This is a genomic window from Halobellus salinus, assembly GCF_014646875.1.
Lineage (GTDB): Archaea > Halobacteriota > Halobacteria > Halobacteriales > Haloferacaceae > Haloquadratum > Haloquadratum salinum.
This window is the reverse complement of the sequence record NZ_BMOC01000005.1, coordinates 81,183-105,507: the sequence shown is the minus strand read 5'-3', so window position 1 is coordinate 105,507 and position 24,325 is coordinate 81,183. Positions and strand designations below refer to the sequence as shown.

General features: G+C 66.1%; 21 protein-coding genes and 2 pseudogenes. 12 read left to right on the top strand and 11 right to left on the bottom strand.

The window, feature by feature from the left end:
* The first annotated feature begins 21 nt into the window (after positions 1–21).
* The 4 genes from menD (at position 22) to IEX72_RS05885 (ending at position 5,385) form a co-directional block, all read left to right on the top strand.
* Positions 22–1,782 (top strand): 2-succinyl-5-enolpyruvyl-6-hydroxy-3-cyclohexene-1-carboxylic-acid synthase, encoded by a 1,761-nt coding sequence (menD, locus tag IEX72_RS05900; protein WP_188786456.1) that lies wholly within the window; start codon positions 22–24, stop codon positions 1,780–1,782.
* 62 nt (positions 1,783–1,844) lie between these two features.
* Positions 1,845–2,762, top strand: a complete 918-nt coding sequence (locus IEX72_RS05895) for a 1,4-dihydroxy-2-naphthoyl-CoA synthase (RefSeq protein WP_188786455.1) — start codon at positions 1,845–1,847, stop codon at positions 2,760–2,762.
* Between the two features lie 632 nt (positions 2,763–3,394).
* Positions 3,395–4,345, top strand: a complete 951-nt coding sequence (locus IEX72_RS05890) for a 1,4-dihydroxy-2-naphthoate polyprenyltransferase (protein WP_188786454.1) — start codon at positions 3,395–3,397, stop codon at positions 4,343–4,345.
* The gene (locus IEX72_RS05885) at positions 4,342–5,385 is read left to right on the top strand and encodes a mandelate racemase/muconate lactonizing enzyme family protein (protein WP_188786453.1); all 1,044 of its coding nucleotides are present in this window, start codon (positions 4,342–4,344) and stop codon (positions 5,383–5,385) included. The genes IEX72_RS05890 and IEX72_RS05885 overlap by 4 nt, the downstream gene beginning before the upstream one ends.
* A gap of 220 nt (positions 5,386–5,605) precedes the next feature.
* On the opposite strand, the gene IEX72_RS05880 is transcribed toward IEX72_RS05885, so the two are convergent.
* The 3 genes from IEX72_RS05880 to pyrB all read right to left on the bottom strand — a co-directional run bounded on the left by IEX72_RS05880 (position 5,606) and on the right by pyrB (position 8,321).
* Positions 5,606–6,460 (bottom strand): hypothetical protein, encoded by an 855-nt coding sequence (locus IEX72_RS05880; protein ID WP_188786452.1) that lies wholly within the window; start codon positions 6,458–6,460, stop codon positions 5,606–5,608.
* Positions 6,461–6,927: 467 nt separating this feature from the next.
* Positions 6,928–7,398 carry an aspartate carbamoyltransferase regulatory subunit gene (gene pyrI / locus IEX72_RS05875; protein ID WP_188786451.1) on the bottom strand — a complete coding sequence of 157 codons (471 nt, stop codon included), beginning with the start codon at positions 7,396–7,398 and terminating at the stop codon, positions 6,928–6,930.
* Entirely contained in the window at positions 7,395–8,321 is a 927-nt protein-coding gene (gene pyrB, locus IEX72_RS05870; RefSeq protein WP_188786450.1) for an aspartate carbamoyltransferase, read from the bottom strand. Before pyrB ends, pyrI begins: the two co-directional genes overlap by 4 nt.
* A 285-nt stretch (positions 8,322–8,606) precedes the next feature.
* On the opposite strand from pyrB, the gene IEX72_RS05865 reads away from it, so the two are divergent.
* From IEX72_RS05865 to IEX72_RS05855, 3 genes are read left to right on the top strand one after another with little or no spacing between them, the layout of a single operon-like run.
* On the top strand, positions 8,607–9,092 hold the full coding sequence (locus tag IEX72_RS05865; protein ID WP_188786449.1) for an MOSC domain-containing protein: 486 nt from the start codon (positions 8,607–8,609) through the stop codon (positions 9,090–9,092).
* Between the two features lie 25 nt (positions 9,093–9,117).
* The gene (locus tag IEX72_RS05860) at positions 9,118–9,942 is read left to right on the top strand and encodes a YqcI/YcgG family protein (RefSeq protein ID WP_188786448.1); all 825 of its coding nucleotides are present in this window, start codon (positions 9,118–9,120) and stop codon (positions 9,940–9,942) included.
* A gap of 3 nt (positions 9,943–9,945) precedes the next feature.
* Entirely contained in the window at positions 9,946–10,500 is a 555-nt protein-coding gene (locus IEX72_RS05855; RefSeq protein WP_188786447.1) for a cysteine hydrolase family protein, read from the top strand.
* A gap of 99 nt (positions 10,501–10,599) precedes the next feature.
* On the opposite strand, the gene IEX72_RS05850 is transcribed toward IEX72_RS05855, so the two are convergent.
* Complete coding sequence (locus IEX72_RS05850) at positions 10,600–11,850, bottom strand: Glu/Leu/Phe/Val family dehydrogenase (RefSeq protein ID WP_188786446.1); 1,251 nt, start codon at positions 11,848–11,850, stop codon at positions 10,600–10,602.
* Between the two features lie 383 nt (positions 11,851–12,233).
* Between IEX72_RS05850 and IEX72_RS05845 the strand changes: the two genes are divergently transcribed.
* Positions 12,234–12,959 carry a fumarylacetoacetate hydrolase family protein gene (locus IEX72_RS05845; RefSeq protein ID WP_188786445.1) on the top strand — a complete coding sequence of 242 codons (726 nt, stop codon included), beginning with the start codon at positions 12,234–12,236 and terminating at the stop codon, positions 12,957–12,959.
* Positions 12,960–13,058: 99 nt separating this feature from the next.
* Here IEX72_RS05845 and IEX72_RS05840 read toward each other — a convergent pair.
* The 4 genes and pseudogenes from IEX72_RS05840 to IEX72_RS05825 all read right to left on the bottom strand — a co-directional run.
* Positions 13,059–14,035: pseudogene (locus tag IEX72_RS05840) on the bottom strand (malate synthase); the annotation flags it as partial.
* A gap of 11 nt (positions 14,036–14,046) precedes the next feature.
* Positions 14,047–14,553: pseudogene (locus IEX72_RS05835) on the bottom strand (RNA-guided endonuclease InsQ/TnpB family protein); the annotation flags it as partial.
* 100 nt (positions 14,554–14,653) lie between these two features.
* Positions 14,654–15,289: a rod-determining factor RdfA gene (gene rdfA, locus IEX72_RS05830; RefSeq protein WP_188786444.1), complete on the bottom strand. Its 636-nt coding sequence runs from the start codon at positions 15,287–15,289 to the stop codon at positions 14,654–14,656.
* A gap of 44 nt (positions 15,290–15,333) precedes the next feature.
* Positions 15,334–17,280: an archaea-specific SMC-related protein gene (locus IEX72_RS05825; protein ID WP_188786443.1), complete on the bottom strand. Its 1,947-nt coding sequence runs from the start codon at positions 17,278–17,280 to the stop codon at positions 15,334–15,336.
* Between the two features lie 560 nt (positions 17,281–17,840).
* Here IEX72_RS05825 and IEX72_RS05820 point away from each other — a divergent pair.
* The gene (locus IEX72_RS05820) at positions 17,841–18,602 is read left to right on the top strand and encodes an IclR family transcriptional regulator (RefSeq protein ID WP_188786442.1); all 762 of its coding nucleotides are present in this window, start codon (positions 17,841–17,843) and stop codon (positions 18,600–18,602) included.
* Between the two features lie 100 nt (positions 18,603–18,702).
* The gene (locus IEX72_RS05815) at positions 18,703–19,845 is read left to right on the top strand and encodes a thiolase family protein (protein WP_188786441.1); all 1,143 of its coding nucleotides are present in this window, start codon (positions 18,703–18,705) and stop codon (positions 19,843–19,845) included.
* Between the two features lie 44 nt (positions 19,846–19,889).
* Here IEX72_RS05815 and IEX72_RS05810 read toward each other — a convergent pair whose 3' ends face one another.
* On the bottom strand, positions 19,890–21,131 hold the full coding sequence (locus IEX72_RS05810; protein WP_188786440.1) for an FAD-dependent monooxygenase: 1,242 nt from the start codon (positions 21,129–21,131) through the stop codon (positions 19,890–19,892).
* A gap of 84 nt (positions 21,132–21,215) precedes the next feature.
* Positions 21,216–21,539, bottom strand: coding sequence for a hypothetical protein (locus IEX72_RS05805; RefSeq protein WP_188786439.1), 324 nt, complete (start codon positions 21,537–21,539; stop codon positions 21,216–21,218).
* 222 nt (positions 21,540–21,761) lie between these two features.
* Between IEX72_RS05805 and IEX72_RS05800 the strand changes: the two genes are divergently transcribed.
* A complete protein-coding gene (locus tag IEX72_RS05800; protein ID WP_188786438.1) occupies positions 21,762–22,211 on the top strand; it encodes a PAS domain S-box protein in 450 nt (149 codons plus the stop codon).
* Here IEX72_RS05800 and IEX72_RS05795 read toward each other — a convergent pair.
* The gene (locus IEX72_RS05795; protein ID WP_188786437.1) at positions 22,141–22,545 is read right to left on the bottom strand and encodes a universal stress protein; all 405 of its coding nucleotides are present in this window, start codon (positions 22,543–22,545) and stop codon (positions 22,141–22,143) included. The two genes, IEX72_RS05800 and IEX72_RS05795, sit on opposite strands and share 71 nt — an antisense overlap.
* A gap of 222 nt (positions 22,546–22,767) precedes the next feature.
* On the opposite strand from IEX72_RS05795, the gene IEX72_RS05790 reads away from it, so the two are divergent.
* The gene (locus tag IEX72_RS05790; protein WP_188786436.1) at positions 22,768–24,321 is read left to right on the top strand and encodes a class I adenylate-forming enzyme family protein; all 1,554 of its coding nucleotides are present in this window, start codon (positions 22,768–22,770) and stop codon (positions 24,319–24,321) included.
* Positions 24,322–24,325: the final 4 nt, after the last annotated feature.

The window sequence follows — 24,325 nt, the reverse complement described above, 5'->3', positions numbered from 1 at the left end:
CGCCCAGGGGGGCCGACCCCCGTGACCGATCCGAACCGGAACACCCTCTGGGGGCGTGTGCTGGCCGACGAACTCGCGGCTTCGGGGATCGATACGGTGTGTGTCTCTCCCGGAAGCCGGTCAACGCCGCTGACCGTCGCGTTTCACCGACACGACGACATTCGGATCCTCTCGCACCTCGATGAGCGTTCGTCGGCGTATTTCGCGCTCGGCCGGGCCCGCCGGACCGGCGAGGTCACGCCGCTCGTCTGTACCTCCGGGACCGCCGCCGCAAACTACCACCCGGCGGTGATCGAGGCGTCACAATCGCGGGTGCCTCTGCTCGTTTTGACCGCCGACCGCCCCCCGGAGATCCGGGACTCGGGAGCGAACCAGACGATCGATCAGGAGAAGCTCTACGGCGACGCCGTCCGGTGGTACCGCGACGTCGCCGACCCCGAAGCGACGCCCCGGAGGCTCCGGTCGCTCCGGACGACCGCGGCCCGCGCTGTGACCCGCGCGACGGGCACCCCCGCCGGACCAGTCCACCTGAACCTCCCGTTCCGGAAGCCGCTTGAGCCGACGCCCGTATCGGGTGACGTTCCGTCGGACCTCCCGGAACCCGCGGTTGCGGGGCGAGATGGCGCCTTCGTCGACGCGATTGGGGGCGTCCCCGGGCTCGACGACGACCGGCTCCGGGCCCTGGCGTCGTCGGTGTCGGAGTCGCGCGGACTGATTGTAGTCGGCCCTGACGACTCGCCGGGTCTCAACCCCGAGGCGGTGGCCGCGTTCGCCCACGCCAGCGGCTTCCCGGTGGTGGCTGACCCGCTCTCCGGCGTCCGCTACGGTGGGATCGTCCGAACGACGCCCGTGATCGGCGGGTACGACGGCTACCTCGGCGACCGGGTTCGGGACGCGTGGCCCGACCCCGATGTCGTCGTCCGCGCCGGGGCGTCGCCGACATCGAAGCCCCTCCGGAACTACCTCGGCGCGGTCGACGCCGACCAGTACGTGGTTGATCCCGCTGCGGGGTGGCGCGAAGCGGAGTTCACCGCGACCGACCTGGTCGTCGCCGACCCCACCCGGCTGTTCGGCCGGCTGTCGCGGCTCCTGGCCGGTCCGGGTAGCGACGCGTGGCGCGAGCGGTGGGTCGGTGCGGACGCAGCGCACGCCGGCGTCGTAGAGGAGTCCGAGTCGTTCTGTGAGGGTCGGATCCTGGCAGATGTCGTCGATCTCGCGCCCGACCCGTCGACGCTGTTCGTCTCGAACTCGATGCCAGTCCGGGACCTCGACCGGTTCGGCGCGCCGACGACCGCGTCCCTCACAGCCCTCGGAAACCGCGGCGCGTCGGGGATCGACGGCATCACCTCCACCGCGCTCGGCGCGGGGTCGGCGACGACCGACGACCTCACGCTCGTCATTGGGGACCTGGCGTACTACCACGACATGAACGGGTTGGTGGCGCTGCAGCGGTGCGACGTCGACGCCACGATCGTCTTGCTCAACAACGACGGCGGTGGGATCTTCCACATGCTCCCGATCGAGTCGTACGACCCCCCCTTCACCTCGCAGTTCGTGACGCCCCACGGCCTGGATTTTCAGCCGTCAGCCGACCTCTATGACCTCTCGTTCGCCCGAATCGAGGGTGAGGACCGGGACGCGTTTCGCGAGGCGTACACGGAGGCGACGGCGTCGGAGGGGTCTCACGTCATCGAGGTTCGGACCGACGCGGGGGCGAGCCACCAGGTTCGCGAACGGCTCCGCGAGCGGGCGGTCGATCGAGTGCTCAACGCGACAACGTGAGGGCTCAAGGGTGCGCCGCCCCCGAAACGAATCTTTTTGCGGCCACCGTCCGGCCACTGAGTATGGTCTCGGAGATCTTCGACGCCGACCGGTGGGAGGCCGTTGACGGCGCCGACGCGTTCGACGACATCACCTACCACCGCGCGGTTGGCGTTCCCGTGGTGCGGATCGCGTTCGACCGCCCCGAGAAGCGCAACGCCTTCCGCCCCGGAACGGTCGACGAACTCTACGCCGCCTTGGATCACGCCAGAAAGCAGGCCGATATCGGTTGCGTGCTGCTCACCGGCAACGGCCCCTCACCGAAGGACGGCGGGTGGGCGTTCTGTGCCGGCGGCGACCAGTCGGTCCGCGGGGAGTCGGGGTACGAGTACCGCGACGACGACGAGGCTGCCGAGGGCGACGACCCCCTCGTACAGGAAGCGAAGGCCGGCCGACTCCACATCTTGGAGGTGCAGCGGCTGATCCGGTTTATGCCCAAACCCGTCGTCGCAGTCGTCCCGGGGTGGGCGGTCGGCGGCGGCCACTCGCTGCACGTGATCTGCGACCTCACGCTGGCGTCGGCGGACCACGCGAAGTTCCTCCAGACCGACCCGGACGTGGCGTCGTTCGACGGCGGGTTCGGGTCGGCGTATCTCGCGAAGCAGGTGGGCCAAAAGAAGGCTCGAGAGATCTTCTTCCGCGGGAAGACCTACTCCGCCGAGGAGGCGGTGGAGATGGGGATGGCAAACGAGGCGATCGCCCACGCGGACCTCGAGGATGTCGCCCTCGAGTGGGCCGCGGAGATGACCGATAAATCCCCAACCGCGATACGAATGCTGAAGTACGCGTTCAATATGACCGACGACGGGCTGGTCGGTCAACAGGTGTTTTCGGGTGAGGCCACCCGGCTCGCGTACATGACCGCGGAGGCACAGGAGGGGCGAGACGCGTTCCTGGAGGGGCGGGACCCCGACTTCTCCGAGTATCCGTGGCACTACTAGAACCCACCTTTTTTGATACGGAGGGTTTCCTCGCTCGCTTCGCTCGCTGCGGGAACCCTCCGCACAAAAAATCTGGACCAAAAAACTCCGCCGACGTCGCGGCCTCCGGCCGCTCGTCGGCGGCGGATGCTCCGCAGACGCATAATCAATCACGGAGGAAGCGGATCGATACACGCCGCGTTAGAGGCCCCTACTTATTCTGTTGACTATACTATGTGACGGCGACCGACACTCCCGGGTATCAACATACCTTAGCTTACGGAGAATCGAGGAGAAAGCCCCGTGCTTTAGCGCTGTCTCTTACCCACAAATCGAGTTGTTGCCGAGGTCGATTACTTCGGGCAAAATATCGATATCTGCGGGCGTTATACCGTTATGGACCGGTTTTGGCGATCTTGGTTACCCGTGTTCAGTAACCCCCGACTGCCGAGATCACCGCCCGACTCACTCCTTACCTCGATCTTCTGAGTGTAGATTGGGGTCGACAGCGTCTGAAACGTCTGTTTGGAACTTGGTGGACTTATGGGTAAGAGACAGTGCCTTAGCGCGGGGATGAATCCGACACTGCCTTTCACTCATCGCATAAGAACGGATCCGAACTTTCACACCCTCCCCGTCCCCACACGCTCACAATGACCACGCAGGACATCACCCAACGGAAAGCGTGGGTGATCGCCGCTCGTCCCCAGACGCTTCCGGCGGCCGCCTCACCGGTGGTCGTCGGCACGGGGCTCGCGGTCCACGACGGTGTTTTTGCCATCTTCCCCGCGATTGCGGCGCTCGTCGGCGCGGGGCTGATCCAGATCGGCACCAACTTCGCCAACGACTACTACGACGCGGTGCAGGGTGCCGACACCGAGGACCGCGAGGGGTTCACGCGCGTCACCGCCGGCGGCCTCATCGCGCCCGAGACGGTCAAACGCGCGATGTACCTCACGTTCGCGGCCGCGATCCTGTTGGGGACGTATCTGGTCTCCGTCGGCGGGGTTCCGATCGTGATTATCGGGCTCCTGTCGGTCGCCTCGGGGATCGCCTACACCGGGGGCCCGTACCCGCTCGGGTACCACGGCCTCGGCGACCTGTTCGTGTTCGTGTTCTTCGGACTCGTCGCCGTCGCCGGGACCTACTACGTCCAGGCCGCGGCCGTGCTCGCGGGCCCGTTTCCGGTCGGGATCCCGCCCGAAACGGTGCCGGTCGCGGCGGTCGTCGCCGCACTCCCGATCGCGGCGCTGTCGACCGACATCCTGGTCGTGAACAACGTCCGCGACAAAGAGGAAGACGCCACGACCGGCAAGCGCACGCTGGCGGTCCGGTTCGGGTACAGGTTCGCGCGCGCGCAGTTCGTCGCACTGCTCGTTCTCGCGTACGCGGTCCCGGTGTGGTTCCTGCTCCGTTCCGGATACTCCGTTGCCGTCTCCCTGCCGTACCTGACGCTGCCCTACGCGGTCGCGGTCACGCGGACGATGCTGACCGAGACCGCGGGCGAAGTGCTGAACCCGGCCTTAGAGCGGACCGGCCGGCTGCTCGCCGGGTATGCGGTCCTGTTCGCTGTCGGGCTCGCCCCCACGAACCTCCCGCTATGATCCGGTATGACGCCTTCTCGCTCCGGCTGTCCTCGCCGCTCGGAACTGCTGCCGGGCGGATCGAGGAGCGTCGCGGGTTCGTCGTCCGCGTGGAGTCCGACGGCCACCGAGGGGTCGGCGAGGCCGCGCCGCTTCCGGGATGGACGGAGTCGTACGACGACTGCGAGGCCGCTCTCTCGGGCGCGGCCGGCGGGAGTGGCGTCGGCAACTCAGCAATCACGGACCCGATCGACCGGATCGACGGCACAACACCTGCAGCGCGACACGGCGTCGAACTCGCCTGGGCCGACGCCCGGGCTCAAGCGGCCGGCAAGTCGCTCGCCGCGTGGCTCGCGGACGGATCGCCTGCGGAGTCCGTCCCGGTCAACGCGACCGTCGGCGACGCGACCGTTGAGGCGACCGCGGAAGCGACCCGTGCGGCCGTCGAAGCCGGATACGAGGCGGTGAAACTGAAGGTCGGTGCACGGGAGCCGGACGCGGATGCGGCCCGGTTGCGCGCGGCTAGAGACGCCGCTGGCGACGGCGTCGCGCTCCGCGCCGACGCAAACGGCGCGTGGGATCGCCCAACGGCCGAACGGCTGATCGACCTCGCTGCCGACCTGGGGTTCGCGTACGTCGAACAGCCCCGTCCTGCGTCCGACCTCGCGGGTAACGCAGCCGTGCGCGGCCGCGGAGTCGACATCGCCGTTGACGAGTCGGTTGCGACTGCGGGGGTCGATGCGACACTTGCCGCCGACGCCGCCGACGTCGTCGTCTGCAAGCCGATGGCGCTCGGTGGGCCGGTCCGAACCTGTGAGCTCGCCCGCAGAGCGTCAGCCCGGGGTGTGGATACCGTCGTGACCACGACGATCGACGGTGTCGTCGCCCGGACCGGGGCGCTCCACGTCGCCGCCGCACTCTCCGACGTCCGCGCCTGCGGGTTGGCAACCGGCGGTCGGCTCGCGTCGGACCTCGCTTCCGACCCGGCTCCGGTCGATACCGGCCGGATGGCGGTCCCCGCCGGTCCGGGGCTCGCCGGGTCGTTCGATCCGCTCCGGTAAGGGGCCGAACCAACCGACAGGGGCGGTGCCGGTTCGCCGCCGATGTGCCAGCGAGTATATTAGCGAAGGGTTCCTACTAGGGGTATGGCTGAACCGTCCCCGAAACAGCGCCGGCTCCTCACGGGGCTCTTCGTCTTCGCTGCGGCCGTGTTCGTCGGCGGGATCGTCGTGGTCGCGTTCGTCTCGGGCGTGCTCTGACCGCACGCCTCGCCCGACGGTCTCACCCGGACTCGGCGTCGCCGTCGGGGTGGTGTGTCACGCCGCCTCTCGCGTCGGCGTCCTTCCGCCGGATCGCCGCGGCGGCGTTCGACGCGTCGTACCCGAAGTAGACGTTCTCGGCGTAGGTTCCAGCCACTTCAGCCGCGTGGACCAGGTCGTCTAAGTCGACGTCGACGGCGTAGAGTTCGATCGAAAACGGCGTACCAGTCGAAGAAAGCAGGCTCTCGAACCCTTTCGCGATGGTCTCCACCCAGTAGGTCGTCGCGTAGTGGATGTCGTACAGTGGGATCACGAACTCATCAACGTGCTCGGCCAGTGCCGTCACGTCGACTCCGGACCGTCGGTAGAGGTGCTCGGGGTACGGATCGGGGTACAAGGTGAGGTACGCCCTCCCCGGAACCTGTGCCACGGCGTCGGCGACGAAGCCGGTGACCTCCGCGGCCCGCCACGCGAACCGGTCGTCGTGGCCACTCTCAGCGAACAGACGGTCGCACCTGTCACACCGGCAGTACTCCGACCGGGGAAATCCGATGTCGTCGAGCCTGACATCCGGGTTCGCGGCCACGCAGTCCTCAACGATCTCGAAGAGGCCCGCGCGGTACTCCTCGTGGGTCGGACAGACGTACGACCAATCGAAGTACCGCTGCTCGCGGGTCGCGGGCGTCCCCTCATCGTCGACCGGAACCAGTTCCGGGTCGGCGTCCGCGGCTGCGGTGTCGCCGAAACACGACACCATATTCGTCGCGTTCGGGAGGGGTTCGGCAGCCCGGCCGGTCACGTCTTTTACCTCGTAAAACCCGACCCCGAACTCCGACCACTCGACTTCCTCGGCGTTCCGGGTGACGACGCCGTACATACCTGCAGTTCGCCGCGGACCCGTATCAGTCCGTCGGAGGGCCGTTCAGGCGGATAGTGGGGCTGCAGAAACGGTGGCGCGCGGCGACGTCGGCGCCGACCGGATGTTGTCGCGGCCGTCGCTGTCGTGTGGTACGCGGCCGTCGCTGTCGTGTGGTACGCGGCCGTCGCTGTCGTGTGATACGCGGCCGTCGCTGTCGTGTGATACGCGGCCGTCGCTGTCGTGTGATACGCGGCCGTCGCTGTCGTGTGATACGCGGGCTGTCTGGCGGGGTTACTCGTCGCCGTCGACGTCGACCTCGATGGGGTCCTCGTCGCCGGAGACGAGGAAGTAGATGACCGCCACGAGCGCCAGTGCCAGGATGAACTTCGCTTTGCCGGACATATCCTGGAATATTTGGTCTCGGTACAAAACCGTTGCCCTCCGGGCTCCACGCGGGCGGACCCCGGCGTCGAACGGGCGCCGGACTACGTCACGGTGAGGTGGGCGGTGATCTCCGATTCCCTGATTATCTCGCCGCAGTAGTGACACCGGAGCCCCTCCTCGAGGACGGCAAAACGCGTTCGAATGGGTTCGTCGCCGGTCGTGATGCAGTTGCGGTTCGGACACGAGAGCACGCCGTCGACCGATTCGGGCCGGTCGATCCGCTGTTTCTCGATCACGTCGTACTCCCGGATGATATTGATCGTCGCCTCCGGCGAGATCACCGCCAACACGTCGACTTCCGACTGGCTCAGTTCGCGGTCTTCGACTTTCACGATGTCCTTGGTCGCGAGCGTGTCCGAGGGGACGTTCATCCCGACCGAGACGCCCTCGCCACCCGAGCCGTCGATTCCCAACAGGGCGAGCACGTTCAGCGCCTGGCCGGCGGCGAGGTGGTCGATCACCGTCCCGTTCCGGATTTTCGAGACCCGGAGTTCCTGGTCCGCGTCGGTCATCGTCCGGCCTCCGTGTCGGCGTCCAGCATCCCGTCTAGGAGCGCCATCCTGATCGGGACGCCGTTGTGTGCCTGCTCGAAGTAGTTCGCGGCGTCGGTGTCGTCGACCTCCGGGGCGATCTCGTCGACGCGCGGCAGCGGGTGGAGGACTGTCAGAGAGTCTTTTGCGCGCTCGAGGTCCGCGGCGTCGATGCGGTACTCGCCGGCGACCTTGCGGTACTCGTTCTCGTCGGGGAACCGCTCGCGCTGGATTCGGGTGACGTAGAGCACGTCCAACTCGGCCAACACGTCGTCGAGATGGGTGTGTTCCCGAACCTGCGCACCGGACTCGTGGAGGTCGTACCGGACGCTCCGCGGGATTTGGAGGCTCTCGGGGCTGATGAAGTGTTGCCGCACGTCGAAGTTCGTCAGTGCCGCCGAGAGCGAGTGGACGGTCCGCCCGTACTTGAGGTCGCCCATAATTCCGACCGTGATGTCGTCCAACCCGGCGTTCTCGCGGATCGTATAGAGGTCGAGCAGCGTCTGTGTCGGGTGCTGGCCCGCGCCGTCGCCGGCGTTCACCAGGGGGACGTCAACGAACTCCGCCGCCATCGTGGCTGCGCCCTCCGAAGGGTGGCGCAACACCAGGGCATCGGCGTAGCCTTCGAGGACCCGCATCGTGTCGGCCAGGGTCTCGCCCTTCTTGACCGACGACGATTCGACGGCGCCCATGTCGATCGTCCGCCCGCCGAGGCGTTTCATCGCGGTGTCGAAGCTCATCCGTGTTCGGGTGCTCGGCTCGAAGAAACAGAGCCCGAGGATCGACCCCGAGTGCCGACCGTGCCACGCCGCGGGATCCGCGTCGATCTCCGCCGCGCGGTTGAGCACAGCCTCGATGTCCGCCCGCGAGAGCTGCGTCGCGGAGATGAGGTGGTCCTGGCGCATTGTGTGCGTTCGCGCGCGGCACGGACTTGAATCGCTCGGGTTACGCCGCGGCGCCCGCCGACGTCAGCAGGGGGCCTCGGGGCGCCGGCCGGCAGCCACCGGCCGGACCCTGTCGGTACCGCCGGCGCGCCACACCGGGGTGGTGCTGTGGGTGTGCCGTGCCCGACCCATCCACCGGAACCGGCTGCGGTGTCCCGTGTTGCCGCGCCAGCAATCGGCTCGACGGCGGCGCGATACACGCGTCCACAGGGAAGCGTCAAGACCCAGCAGCCGGTATGCACGCGTATGAACGGAGCAGTTCGATACATCCACTGTGCCCCCGAACGGGGGGCGGAACCCGAGTCGGTGCAAGCGGTTCAGGCCGTTGCGGGCGCCGGGTTGCGTGGTGATCGGTATTTCGAGCAGGCGGGGACGTTCGCCGACCGGGAGGGCAACGAGTTGACGCTGATCGAGACAGAGGCCCTCGCCGCGGTCGAGCGCGACTACGGGATCGACCTCGACCCCGGGATGCACCGTCGAAATATCACGACCGAAGCGGTCTCGCTCAACCACCTCGTCGACACGGAGTTCAGGATCGGCGAAGCGGTGTGTACGGGGACCGAACTCTGTGAACCCTGCTCGTACCTCGAGCGCCACCTCGAATCGAACGGTGTCCGCGACGCCCTGGTCCACCGCGGTGGGTTGCGTTGTCGGATCCTCGATGGGGGACGCATCCGCGTCGGAGACGGGATCGAAACAATCGAACCCGCGGTCGGGAGCAGTAAGCCATAATCGGCCGGAGCGCCTACGCTTTCGTATGACAGACCGATTGGTCGGGCGGCTCCAAGATCAAGCGACCCTCGAAGAACGCGTGGCGTCGGGCGAGGCGCCGGACTGGGTCGCTGCCCACTGGAACACCTTCCACGACGGGCTCGTCGGCGAGCGAAATGATGCCCCGTTTCCCTGCTTTTTCGGCGCCGAATCGGTTGCGAACGGCGACCCGCTGTACACCGCTGTGCCGTCGACCACCGACAAGGACGCGCTGTTGGACCTTGGTCGGACGCTGCTCACCTACCTCGACGTGTATCGGGATCACAGCGAGCGTGCGTCGCTGGTCGCGTTCTTCAAGCCGCCCGAGCGTGACCTGTCGGAACCCGAGTACCACGATACGTTGTGGCATATCCTCCAGTTTCTGCACGTCCATGACCCGGCCCCCTGGCCCGAGGACATCCCGACCGACCCCGACGACCCCTTCTGGGAGTTCGCGTTCGGCGGCGAACCGATGTTTCCGACGTGCCGGGCCCCGTTCTACGACACCCGAAAGAGCCGTTACTGTCCCGTAGGACTCGAAATCACGTTCCAGCCACGGGCCCTGTTCGAGGACCTGGGCGTGACCGCCGACACCGCCGCGGGTCAACAGGCCAGAGCTGTCATCCAAGACCGCCTCGAGGAGTACGACGGCGTCTGCCCCCACGCCGATCTCGGTGATTGGGGCGTCGACGGGGACCGCGAGTGGACACAGTATCTGCTCTCCAGCGACGACGCGCAGGCCCCCGACGAGTGCCCGATCAACGTCACACGTGAACACCCGAAATCGGAACGACTGGTGGCCGACCACGACACTCCGATACCGTCGGCGTAGCCAATGTCGTCTCCCGCCCCGGTTCTCGTCCTGATCGATTTCCAGCAGGGGTTCGACCGGCCGCGGTGGGGGACTCGCAACAACCCCGACGCGGAGGCGAACACCGCACAACTACTCTCGGTCTGGCGGGAACGTGGTCTGCCGGTCGTTCACGTCCGCCACAACTCGACAGAGCCGAACTCGCCGCTCAGGGACTCTACGTCTGGATTCCGATACAAACCGACGCTCCAGCCCGAGTCGGGCGAACACGAGGTGGTGAAGCGAGTCAACGGAGCGTTCGTCGACACCGGATTAGACCGATGGCTCCGTGAGCGCGGGTACGACACACTCGTCGTGTGTGGGCTAACCACCGACCACTGCGTTTCGACAACCGCCAGAATGGCCGAGAACCGCGGATTCGAGGTGTACGTCGTTGCGGACGCGACAGCCACGTTCAACCGCACCCTGGGCGACGAACAGTTCGATGCGTCTGTCGTCCACCGTACCGCACTCGCACACCTCGCGGGCGAGTTCGCGACCGTCGTCTCAACGGACGAGGTGGGCGGTGTACTATCGTAGCGTTTGCGAGTCTGTGCTCACTTGCTCGCACGCGATCGTGGGATCCAATGAGCAACCAGTTGTCCGCGCCCGGCACCGTCATCAGCCTAACACGCCCGCCTACGGCCACGTTCCGCTGTCGGTGTAGGCGTCGACGACCCGCCGGATCGCAACCACGTACGCCGCGGTCCGGAGACTCGGGAGGTCCCGTGATTCGTAGGCGGAGACGAGGTCGTCGAACGCTTCCGTGATGACCCGTTCCAGTTCGTCGTTGACCCGCTCTTCGGTCCACGAGAACCGCTGTCGATTTTGGACCCACTCAAAGTACGAGACGGTGACACCGCCGGCGTTTGCCAGGATGTCCGGGACGATGAAGACGTCGCGGTCACCGAGGATGTCGTCGGCGTCGGGTGTCAACGGCCCGTTGGCGGTTTCGACAACGACGTCGGCCCCGACGTCTCGGGCGATCTCAGCGTCGACTGCGTTCTCCAGTGCCGCCGGCACAAGGAGGTCGACATCGAGTGTCAGCAGTTCCTCGTTTGTGCGATCCTCCGACGTGCCGAACCCGCTCACCGACCCGGTTTCGGTTTTAAACCGGCTGACTTCGGCTGTATCGAGGCCGTCGGGGTCGTAGACCGAACCCGATGAGTCGGAGACGGCGACAACTCTCGCACCCTGTTTTTCGAGCAACCCGGCTGCGACCGACCCGGCGTTACCGTACCCCTGGACCGCCACTGTCGCCCCCGCCAGGTCGCGTCCCAGGTAGTCGAACGCCTCCCGGGCGGCGAACATTGTGGAGCGGCCCGTGGCCTCAACCCGCCCTTGACTGCCGCCGGCGGAGACCGCTTTTCCGGTGATAACACCCGGTGCCACCGTGTTCTCGAGGGTTTCGTAGGTGTCCTTGAACCAGTTCATCTCCCGCTGGCCGGTGTTGACGTCGGGTGCGGGGATGTCGCGGTCCGGGCCGACGAACGGCCGGAGCTCCGTCGCGAACGACCGCGTGAGCCGCTCGGCCTCGGCCGCCGAGAGTTTGCGGGGGTCGACGACGATGCCACCCTTTCCGCCGCCGTAGGGAATGTCGACGACCGCGCATTTGTACGTCATCCATCCCGACAGCGCCTTCACCTCGTCCCGAGAGACGCCCGGGTGATACCTGATGCCACCTTTGTACGGGCCGCGGTCGCCGTTGAACTGCGACCGGAACGCGGTGAACTGGCGGAGCGATCCGTCGTCCATCTCGACGGTGAGGTTCGACTCCACCACCCGTTCGGGGTGTTTCAGCCGCTCGATCACGCCGTCGCCGACATCGAGGTACGCCGCGGCGTCGTCGATCTGCTCCTGCAGGGTCTCGAACGGGTTGACCTCTGACATGTATGATGGATTTCAGCGATACGGGATATAAGACTGGTGGCGAACGGTCGCGCTGTCACAGAGGTTGAAGCGGCTGAACGTACCGAGGCTGGCGCTGTGTGTCCGCTTCGGATAAAGTAAGGATTATATGTATATTCTAAAAATTATATTTTGGGTCGGGCGTCATCGAACTGCGGCCACCAGTGGATACAAAAGGCCAAGCGACAGACAACGGACAGTGCCGGCGCGAGCCCGACCCCGATACACCGTGCGTATATTTCATTCTATCGAATACATCTTTTGAAGTGAAAGCATATATACACATAACCAGTGTGTTGTTTCGTCCACCGTGTGCCGCCCAGGCAGTACCACCATATTTGTACGTCCACACCGGTGTGGGACGTATGCGACACGCACGGCTCCGAACCGACGATGGGATGGTTGCAGGGCGCTACGCCGGCGGGCGGGTCGTCGCCGAGGACGGCGAGTACGTGGTCGGCCGCGACGGGGCGCTCACGTATCCGTGTTCGCCGTCGGCTATTTATTGTGTTGGCCGCAACTACGCCGAGACCCTCGAACAGATGGACTACGAGCGCCCCTCGGAGCCCGACTTCTTCATCAAACCGCCCGCGTCGCTGTCGGGCCACGGCGACCCGATCCGGTACCCGGGGTGGACGGACGAACTCACCTACGCCGGGGAACTCGCCGCGGTTGTCGGCCGGCGGTGCCGGGACGTGTCGCTCGAGGACGCGCCGAACGTGATCAGGGGGTACACGATCTTGAACGACGTCGACGCGCTCGACCAGCAGGGCCGGACCGCCCGGAAGGCCTTCGACGGGTCGGGACCGCTGGGACCGTGGATCGAGACCGATCTGGATCCCGAGGGAGTCGGGATGCAGACGAAGATAAACGGCGAAACCAGACAGGACTCGAACACGGAGCTGATGTTGTTCTCGCCGTCGGAGGTTGTCTCCTTTCTCTCGCGGCGGTTCACGCTCCGCCCTGGGGACGTGATCGCGTTCGGCAGCCCCGCAAACCCCGGGACGATCGACCCCGGTGACGAGATCGAGATCACCTACGACGGGGTCGGAACCCTTCGAAGCCGGGTCGTCGAGACAGCAGGCGAGTGACAGCGGTCCTCTGTGGCGGAGCGGTCTGATCGCACAGCGACGGCAACGGCGCGGTTCGGTCGGGCACAACGGTGCCGGGGTATCCGGCCCCCACCCCCGTCAGTTCCCGACCGCAACCGCGCGGTCGATCACGTCGCGGCCGTGGATCTCCGCCAGTTCCTCGTGTTGGTCGGGGCGGTGCTCGTAGACGTCCTGGAACAGCGTGATCGGGGTCTGTGCGGCCTGGTAGGTGGCTTCGCCCCACATCCGATCCGCGCTGATCTCGACCTCGACGCCGTCGATGACCAGGGTGGCCGACCGCGACATTGCGATCGCGCCGCGCCCGGCCTTCTTGGCGGCCTCGAACTCCTCCATCGAGTCGACGATGTCGTTCAGGCTGGGGACATACGAGGTCAGATCCAGCAGTTTCTCCTGGAGCTCAGACTCGTCGAGGACGTGCTCGTCGTCGCCGACGCGGAAGTGGTACTCCCGGTCGCCCGTCACCTCCAGTTCCAGGTCGGAGCCCTCGTACACCTGTTTGCCGTCCTCCGCGCGGAGTTCGACGTCGCGGCCGCCGGCCTCGACGAGCCAGCGCCCGGCCTTCGGCGGGAGCGGAGCCTTGTTCGCTTCAACCACCTGCCCGGACGTGAGCGACCAGATCCCGGTCATCCCCTTTGCGCGGTTCTCATACTGTCGGCTATAACTACGTGAAGATTTTCGACACCCCGGGGTGTCGAAATACGTCACGCGACTATAGCCGACAGTATCAGTCATCCGCTCGTGGTACCCCTCCACGTCTCGGATGTCGTCGTACGGGCCGTCGACCGCGACCAACCCGGCCGCCGACGCCCCCGGGAGGTGTTGTGACGGAGTTCGGGCCACGCCGGGAGCTCGCCGGTCGGCGTCATAGCGCGTATGTCCTTCGTGTAGTCGACCTCGCCGTCGACCAACAGGAAGAGGCGTTCGAGGTTGTTGGAGGGCTTCCCCATCTCCGTTCGGAGGTCGCCGAGTGCGAGTTCCGCCTCACCGCTCTCGACGATCACCGACATCGAGAGGCTCCCCGGTTCGAGACCCACCTCGTGTTCGATGATGGTGAACCGCCTCGGGGTCAAGTGGTTCGAGAGACGGAGTCTCTCGTCATCACGGAAATCTGCGATTTCCGTACGACCCCGAGGCTTCCCGTTTCAACGACGCGACTTGCAGGAACCGACGAAGACTGACCTCCATCGGTTTCCACAGCGGTCGCAGTCTCCCCGGGCGTCACTTCGGCCTGTCCCAGACCTAACTCCTGAAGACCGCGAGAAAGAACGTTATATGACGCATTCTCGTCCCTGTCCGCCTCAAACCCACAACTCGGACAACTATGTTCCCGCACCCACAACGGCTTCTCCGTCTCAACACCGCACTCGGCGCACTCTTTCGTCGTGCCACGCGGATTCACTTGGACGACCTGCGTTCCATACAGGTCGCCCTTGTACTCCAGCATCTCAATGAACCCCCGCCACGCGGCGTCCTGCTTGTTCCGAGCGTTTCCGTCGCTTTCGAGCATTCCGGCGACGTTCAAATCCTCCACAAACACGGCGTCATACGTCTTGATAAGCCACGTCGTGAGCTTCTCTCACGAGTCCTACGTCTCGTGCACCGGGTGCACGCCAATCCAAGTCCCGATCCCGCCTGGCTGTCCAGACGTACGACGCCACATCAGCAACCACTGTTTAGCCGTGGGAGGGATCCGACTCGCGCTGGCAGTCGCATCCGCGCGCATCGAGGAACTCCGCGACCGGGTACTGCGTCCCGCAGGATTCACACAGCACCTGCAGATCAAGGAGGACCTCGAACTCGTCGGCGTCGATCCGCTCGGTCTGTGTGAGTTTCTCGATCCGCTCTTCGGTCACCGACAGCGTCCGCGTCATCAGCCGCTGGATGCTCTGTAGATCCTTCTCGACCTTTTCGTCGTCTGAGAGCCGGCGGTACTCGGCGTCGCGATACTCGGTCAGGTACGACCGGATGGCCTGGTAGCTGACGAAATCCGATTCGAGACCGTCGACGTCGATCCCGTTGGACTCGAGCCGGTTGCGGGCGTCGGTCCGGACCCCAGTGCTCACCTCGTCGTCAGTCAGATTCCGGTACACTGTGTCGACGTCGCTGTCTAGCGCGGCCATCCCGGCGTCGACGAGCGCGCGCTCAACGAGGCGCTCGTTGAAGTCGCCGGCGAGGTCGCGGAGACTGGTCCGTTCGACCCCGTCGCCGGTCCACCGGGCCTCCAACTCGTCTCCCAACCCGTCGAGGCCGTACTCGGAGATCAGCCTCGCCACCTTGCTCGACGGTCGGCTGTCGGTCGTGTCTGGCATTGCCAGCGATTCGGCGAACAGGATAAAAAACCTATTGGGGCCGGTCAGATGGAGCGGACCCGGGTGAACGCGTCATCAAGCGCCTGGGCGTCCTCGGGCAGCAGCGCGACCACGAGGAAGTCGGCGTAGTCCGCGAAGTACTCGACCAGGGCAGCGATCCGATTCGAGTCGATCGCCTCCAGGGAGTCGAGCAACATGAACGGGACGGTCTCGTGGAGGTCGTGGACGAGGTAGCCCGCAAGCGCGAATATCAGCCCGGTCACCTCCCGCTCGCTCTCCGAGAGGTGGTCGATGGTGTCCTCGTAGGCTGCGCCGTTATCGGTGGTCCGGACGATGTGGAGCTCGAACCGGGTCTGTGCGTTATCGGCTGCGGGCGTCTCGATCCGCTCGATCCAGATGCGCTCGATGTTCTCGTACCCCAGCAACTCCAGGATCGACTCCATGTGGCCGTTGAACGAGTCTACCGCTTCGGCCTCGATCTGGTCGATCTTCGTCCGCTGGTCGGTGAGTTGGTCGACCAGCTCCGACCGGGTCTCGCGGAGGCCGTCCGCGCGGTCGACCTCGGCTTCGATCTCCTCGATCGCCTCGGTCACGTCCGCTAGGTCCGACTCTAGACTGTCGATCTCGAATTCGAGTTGGTTGGCCTCTTTGTGTAACGAGAGGATCTCGTCGAACTCCGCCGATTCCAGGTTGTCGACCTCGGCTTCGAGTTGCTCGACGTCGTCGGTCAGCGACTCCCGGTTCGACCGCAGTGCGTCGACCCGGCCGTCCCGACGGTCCAGTTCCCCGTCAACCTCGTCGATCTTCCGCTCGAGCTCCTCGCGGCGTTTCTGCTTCCGTTCGGCCTCGCGCTGTTCGGCCTTCCGGTCGTCGAGTCGGGTCTTGACCTGATTCAACTCCTCAACCTTCTCCGATCGCAGCGTCTTCAGCCGCTCGATGGTGGATTCGATCTGGCCTCTGTCAACCGACGACCCGCACGTCCAACAGACGACCGTCTCAGCGTCGTCACCGACAAGCTGGTCTGTCACCGCTTCCGCGCGAGCGTCCGAGCCTCCGTCGTCGCCTTCGAGAAGCTCGTAGTCTTCGGCTTCGAGCCGCTCCTCGTTGTACTGGATCAGGCTCCGGAGCTCGTTGATCTCGGTGTTCAGCTCCTGGCGCCGCGTCCGGAGCCGGTCGATGTCCGCCTCCAGATCGCGGTGGCCCCCCGTCGACGTCTCCGGCAACGCCTCCAGGTCCTCCACCAGTTCCGCCCGCTCGCGCTTCAGCGAGGAGATGCTCTCCTCTTGGCGCTCGATCTTCCGGCGGATCGACTCCAGGTCCGACCGCGTCTCACGGAGGTCCTGGAGCCGCGATTCGAGCTCGGCCTGTTCCTGCCGACCCTCCTCGACGTTTCGGCTGCTGTCGTCGATCCGGCCTTCGAGGCCCGCCAGCTCCTCGCGTTTCTCTTCGATCTCCTCACGGAGGCCGGTTCGGCTCCGCTCTAACTCCGGCAGGTCACGCTTGCGGGACTCGATTCGCGCCAGCTCGTCGTTGAGCTCTCCTTTCTCCGACTCGAGCTGACGGATTTCGGTCCGGATGGCGTCGATATCCACCGGGCGCATAATCACGTCCCGGAGTTCCGCATCGCGGGCAGCGGCCTGCCGGGCGTCGTTCGTCTCCAATAGGAACGCGAACAGGTCCGCGACCGCCGGATCACGCAAGTAGGACTCGCCCTCGAAGGTAACGCCCTCGCCTGCGCGGGAGAGGCGCCGTTCGTACGTCTCTCCGTTGAGGCTCAGTTCGACGCTCCCTTCGTTGGCATCTCCCTTGAGCGAGACGCGCTCGCTTCCCATCACACACATGATCGCCCGCAGGAACGAGGTCCGGTTGGTGGCGTTTTTGCCCGTCAGAACGGTTACGCCCGGGGGAATGTCCACCTCCGTCCGGTCGATGCCGCCGATGTTCTCGACAGAAAAGTGGACGGAGTCAGCCAACTGTTCGGATGTTGCCATACGACGCACGACTACCCTCAAATATATATGCTTTATGCGTTCGGTTCGCGCGAAATCAGCAATATCCAAATATATTAGTTGGCGCTGACTACGGCCCCGTTTGCGGGGCTACGCGCGCTCGGTGGCGGATTCATCGCACGGAACAAACCAACAATTCGAACTGGTGATGTGTTCCCGGAGTCGGTTCGGTTCGCTCCGGGGTTCAGATCCGGTCGCTGCGTAACACCTGTACTTTTGTTATTTTTGGTCCGTGGCAGTTCTGCGGCACGCCTTCCGGTCGTGGAGTTGTCTCCCTATATTTCGAACGATTTTTCGAGATCGTGACAGCGCATAGATCATTTCGCCGTGTGGTCACCAACGCCGGTGGGATCTGTTGCCGCACCGGTAGCCGTAACCGGCTCTCATAGCCGGTTTCGGCCGTTTCGACCGGACGTGTGCCCAAGCCACCCACGGATCGCCGCGCAGTTCGACTCGGACGCTCGGCCGTTCGGGCCCGATCGCCGATGTTGTTCGATATATCCGCAGTTTTATTATGGTATCACTCGTTCGGTCGTTCACAAATGACACGGGATGTCTCTCCCCTACGGACTGTCCGGCGCGCGTTCGAGGTCCTCCACCTCCTCAGGGACCGCGGTACGCTCGGCGTGTCGGAGATGGCCGACCGACTCGAACTCCCGAAGAGCACGGTCCACGACTACCTCCGGACGCTCCGGGAGTTGGGGTATGTCGTCAACGACGCCGGCACCTACCGGTTGGGGCTGCGGCTGCTCGAACTCGGTGGTCAGACGAAACACCGGAACCGGCTGTTCCAGGTGGCACGACCGGAGCTAGAGCGGGCGGCCGAGACCACCGGCGAGGTGGTGAGTCTCAACGTCGAGGAACGGGGGGAGTTCGTCGTGCTCCACACGGCGTTCGGTGAGAACGCGTTGCGGCTCGGCATCTATCCGGGACTCAGGATCCCACTTCACACGCACGCCGCCGGCAAAGTGCTGCTGGCGGCGTTCGACACCGACCGGGTCGACCGGATCGTCGACCGCCACGGCCTCCCCGCGCGGACGGAGTACACGGTTACGACCCGCGAGGACCTCGACGCGGAACTGGACGCCATCGCCGACCACGGGTACGCCGTCGATCGGAACGAACAGGTGGTGGGAATGGGTGTCGTTGCGGCGCCGATCAGGGTTGACGGCCGGGTTCTCGGGTCGATCGGCCTGGTGTGTCCCGCCGACAAGCTCCGCGACGACGCCTACCGGGCGGAGCTGGTCGCGACGGTCCAACAGTCCGCAAACGTCGTTTCGGTCAACTACCAGTACTCGCCGTGACCGCGCCTGGAGCCTCGCTGGGCGGCGACACTGTCGGCGGCACCCGATCGGAACTGTCTCCATCCGGGGTGTTTTGTACGCTGGTGTCCAGAGGCCGGGTATGACCGCGGATACCACGCCGGTGATCGTCGCGGCGGCTCGGACGGCGCAGGGAACTCGGGGCGGCGTCTTTTCGACCCTCCGAAGCGAGGACCTCTCGGTCGCGGTGATCGACGACCTCCTCGCGCGCACCGGCCTCGGGCCGGGTGACGTCGACGACCTCACGTGGGGGTGCGCACAGCAGACCGACGAGCAGGGGAACAACCTCGCACGCGTCATCGCGCTCCTCTCGGCGCTGGGGGAGTCGGTCCCGGCGGTCACGATCAACCGGTGGTGTGCGTCGTCGGCGGCGGCCATCACCCGCGCCGCCGACGCCGTCGCGGCCGGGCAGCGTACGTGTGTCGTCGCCGGCGGCGTCGAGAACATGACCCGCGTCGGGACCGTGGTGAATCTCTCCAGTGTCCACCCCGCGATCGACGACCGCTACGGCGTCGACCGGCTCCGGATGGGCACCACCGCGGAGACGGTTGCCGAGGAGTACGCCGTGCGCCGCACAGCGCAAGACGAGTACGCGCTTCGAAGCCACCGCCGCGCGGCCGACGCGACCGACGAGGGGCGCTTCGACGACGAGATCGTGCCGGTCGAGACCGACGAGGGAGTGGTGACAAGGGACGAGGGGATCCGGCGGGACACGAGCCTCGAAGCGCTCGCGGACCTGCCGCCGGCGTTCGCGGACGAAGGCACCGTGACCGCGGGCAACGCGTCACAGATCTCCGACGGCGCCGCGGGCGTGGTGGTGACCAGTCGGGCGTTCGCCGCCGACCATGGGCTCAGCGTTTTGGCTGCGGTCGGCGCCCACGAAGTCGCCGGCGTCGACCCGACCGTGATGGGGATCGGACCGGTCCCGGCGGTCCGGCGGCTGTGTGAACGAACCGGTCGCGCCCCGGGCGACTACGACCTCGTCGAACTCAACGAGGCGTTCGCGTCCCAGTGTGTCTACTGTAAGCGGGAACTCGGGGTCGACGACGACCGCTTCAACGTCAACGGCGGAGCGATCGCGCTCGGTCACCCCCTCGGCGCGACCGGCGCCCGCCTCCCGGTCACGCTGCTCCACGAGATGCGGCGCCGCGGCAGCGACCTGGGGCTCGCAACCGAGTGTGTAGGGTTCGGGCAGGGCCAGGCTGTCGAGTTCGTCGCCCGGTAGCAAACCGAAGGCGCCGTGGTCGGTGGTCCGGCTGTCGGATCGGTTCAGTAGTTCCCGGTCGCGGCGATCGGCGGTGCCTCGTGTGGCCCGTACGGCGCGTCGTCGAGATACTCGCCCGCGGGCTCGAAGTGGTCTGCGAGCGACGCCGCGACCTCCTTCTGGAGCACGGTGACCGGGGTATCGCCCTGAAGATAGTCGAGGGCCTGCCCGGCGGCGTCGAGGTTGTACTCCGCGGCGCGCTCGCGGCGCGCGGCGTAGAGTTCGATCTCGTTGCGCGCGACCGCGTCGTTCGCCTGTCGTGCGACCGCGATCGCGGAGGCGGCTTCGTCGGCGTCAGCGATGCACGAGTTCATCCCCCGGGCGCCGAACGGCGCGAGCAGGTGTGCGGCCTCGCCGGCGAGCAGGACCCGACGGTGGTCGTCGACGAACCTGTCGGCCATCACCTGGAGGAAGTTGTACGTTGAGGTCCACTCAACGTTGTCCGCGTACGCCTCGCCCATGATCCGGGTGACGAACTCCCGCATCGAGGTTTCGCTCGCGACCTCGTCGGGGTCGTCGTCGCCGAGACACTGGATGTCGAGCCGCCACCCGCCGGTGAACGGCACGAGCATCACGTTCCGGCCGCCGGCGGCGGGGTCGTCGTAGTGGAACAACCGCTCGAACGGGATCGGCTCTTCGGCGATCGTGTTGCCGTCGAGGGTGGCGACGTCCGCGATGATAAAGGAGTTCTCGGACTGTTCGCCATCGAAGTCGACACCGATCTCCGTTCGAACCTGGGAGCCGCCGCCGTCGGCGCCGACGACGTACGGCGTCTCCCACTCGCGGCCGTCCTCGGTTGTGACGTGGACGCCCTCGGCGGTTGAGTCAACGGTGTCGACGCCGGCATCCCAGTGGATGTCGACCCCGAGGTCGTCGAGTGCGTCGTGCATATACCGCTCGGTGACGACCTGCGGAACGCTGCTGAAATGGGGGAACTCACCGCCACCGCCGGGGTTGTCGTAGGTTCGTCGGAAGACGGTCTTCCCGCGCCACTTGGTGTGCCGAGTTGGCCAGACGAGGCCTTCGTCAACGAGGTCCTGTCCGAGCCCCGGGTAGTTGCGTTCGAGCGTCTTGAGCGTCGACCCGTGGACATAGATCGCGCGGCTGCCGTCGCGGTCCCGATCCTCGGGGTCTCGCTCCAGAATCGCCGCCGGCACGCCGCGCGCCCGAAGCGCGAGGGCGGCCGTCAGTCCGGTCGGCCCGGCGCCGGCGACCAACACTGGGTGCTCTGATGCAGTCTCACTCATCGTGACCCGAATTGGTATATGCGAGTAATAACCGTTGCGGCAACGCCGGCGTCGACACCCCTCGCCGGCTACCCGGCGCGCCGCTCACTCGAGACCGAGTCGGACCGCAACCCAGTGGTCCCGGGCGGCGAAGACGAACGCCTCCTCGTCTTCGAAGACCGTTGTCTCGGCGACGAACGCGTCCCACTCGCCGTCGCCGACGGTCCCGAGTTCGTCGGCGGTGGCCGCTTCGGAGGGACTGAAAGCAACCATCTCGTCGAAAGTGTCGAACTCGGTGTGCTCCCGGACGAACGCCCCGTCGAACACCTCGGTGAGCGGAACCTCCTCGTGTTTCCCGACGACGCTGTGGGGGTCGGGAAGGTCGTCGGCGGTTTCGGCCGCCTTCCTGAGGTTTGTGTCGTCTGCCATACTGACGCCTTCGACCGCTCTTATGTAATGTTTTGTGATCCGTTTTCGCGGGTTTCCCGCAGTCGTCCCGGTTGAGTCCGGCGGGGTGCCATCGACGGGCCCAGGTGGGATCCGGCGACACGGCGCCGTGCGTCCCGCCAGCCGCCTCCACCGCCGGGGTACAGCGATCGCTGCTGAACGGGGGCGGGCGAACGATGCGCCACTACCCGAGATGCGGCGGTCATGGCACAGCGGTCTCGGGCCACCACGGACGCGTTGCTCGCGCCGGACGTCCCCACGGACACGAGCGAGACGGAACGCCTCCGCGCGGAACGGGACCACCGGCGGCACATGTTCGACCAACTCGCCACACAGTTCCCCGACGCGGGCATCGTCGCCGACGGCGAGGGGCGGCTGACCCACTGGAACCGCGAGCAGGAGCGGTTCGCCGGTATCGACGCCCTCGGCCGCCCCGTCCACGAGGCCACCGGGACCGAGAACAAAGCCGGGACGCTCGCGGAGACGGTCGCGCGGACCGGCGAGGCGGTCAGGGAATCGGACGTCCGGACCATCCCGCAACCCGACGGCAAAGCGGCGCACTGCAGGGCCGGTGGCGCGGGCGTCACCCGCCGTCTGCCGCGCTTCCGCACACGAGCACCGGCCGGTGGGTTCCGAGGATCACGTCCTGTGTGACGCTTCCGAACAGGGCCTTCCCCGTGGGTGAGCGCTTCCGGCCGCCGACGCAGATCTGGTCGACATCGTACTCCTCGGCGTACCGCAGGATCCCGTCACCGGGGTTGCCGCTGCCTTCCAGCAGATTGACCTCGACTCCGAGTTCGGTGAGGCGGTCCGAGGCTTCTCTGACGGCTTCGATCTGGTGAACCGAGGCGCCCTCGGGGTTATCGCCGAAGACGTGGAGCACGTGTACCTCCGCGGTGTCGGTGACTGCGACGATATCCGCGATCGCATTCGTCTGTGCGCGTGCTTGTGCGAGTTCGTCGTCGAGCGCGAGCAGTATTCGGACCATACCGCGGTATCGCTGTGCCACTCACTTATACCTCCGCGATTGTTCCGAGGGTGCGGTGTAGTTACGCGATGGCTGGCGGAAAAACGCCAACGAGCGGGACTGAGAGGGACCGCGGTCGTCTTCCCGCCGTGCTCAGCACCACCGTGCCTGACTGAGCGGTACCCGCCGAGGGATCAAAAATATTAATTACCGGGTTTTCCTGATACCCGCTATCGGACCCGTATGAAGCTCAAAGATGCGCTCGACCGGACGGTGCGGTGTTACCCCGATCAGCCCGCCCTCGTCACCGACGACGGGCGGTCGTTCACCTACGCGGAACTGGATCGCCGGGCAACCCGACTGGCGAACGCGCTGGCCGAACGGGTCGGCACGGACAGGTGTGCGACCCTCTCTGTCAACACCGTGGCGGCCATCGAATCGATGCTCGCCGGGAACAAACGCGGGGCCGCGACCGTCCAACTGTCGTACCGGGCGACGGTCGAGGAGTTGGTTCGGATGGCCGAAACGGCGGGCGCGACCGCGATCGTCTTCGACGACCGGAACGCCGACGCCGCACTCAAACTCCTCGACCGCGACGTCTTCGAGGTCGCGATCCACGCGGGCGACCGGGAGATCGACCGCCACGGGGTGGAGTCTTACGCGGCTGTCCTCGACGGCGCCGACCCGGAACTCGAACCGACGCTGCCGGCGGACGACGAGTGTGCGGTGCTGTACACCAGCGGTACCACGAGCGTCCCGAAAGCGGTCCCGTTCGACCAAGAGGAGCTGTGGTACGGCGCGATCCAGGGGATTATGGAACACGGGACCGACGAGACCGACATCGCGCTGTGCACTTCGCCGTGGTATCACATGGTGACTACCGACGCGTGGCTCTACCCCCACTTCGTCGCCGGCGCGACGGTCGTCCTCCACCCGACGTTCGATCCCGAGGAGGCCCTGGAACTGGTCGAGAGACACGACGTGACCGGTGTCCTCGCCGTCCCAACGCAGCTGAGGGCGCTCAACGGCGTGCAGAAGGCGGCGGAGACGCCGTACGACACCGACTCGCTCCAGTACATCCGAACCGGTGGGGCGATCGTGACCGAGGATCTGATCGAGGAGACCAACGAGTACCTCTGCGACCAGGTCTACAACACCTACGGGATGACAGAAGCCGGGGCGGACCTCACGTTCGCACACCCGAGCGCCCAGGACGAGCACCCGGGGACCATCGGGAAAGAGGCGTTCGCTTGGGAGCTCCGGGTGGTTGAATCGCCCGGCCTCTCGCAGACACCGGACCCCGAGGCCACGGTCAACGCGGGCGAGCGCGGCGAGATCATCGCCCGCGGTCCGGGGATGTCGGACGGATACATCGACAACGACGAGGCCGAAAAGAAGAGTTACTTCGACGGGTGGCTTCGGACCCGAGACATCGCCGAGACCGACGACGACGGGTTCCTCTACATCGTGGATCGGGTGGACAACATGATCGTGAGCGGCGGCGAGAACATCTACCCCGCGTCGGTCGAGCGGGTGCTCGGCACCCACCCCGACGTGGCGGAGACGTGCGTCTTCGGGTGCGACGACGAGGAGTGGGGGCAGGTCGTCACCGCGGTGGTGGTCACCGAACCCGGGGCCGAACTCACCGACGACGACCTCGACGACTACTGCCGCCAGCACGACGGGCTGGCGGAGTTCAAGCGGCCACGGGTGTACGCCCTCACCGACGAGCCGCTCCCGCGAAGCGACACCGGGACCGTCCTGCGTGAGCAGCTGGTTGAGACCCACGTCTCGTAGCCGC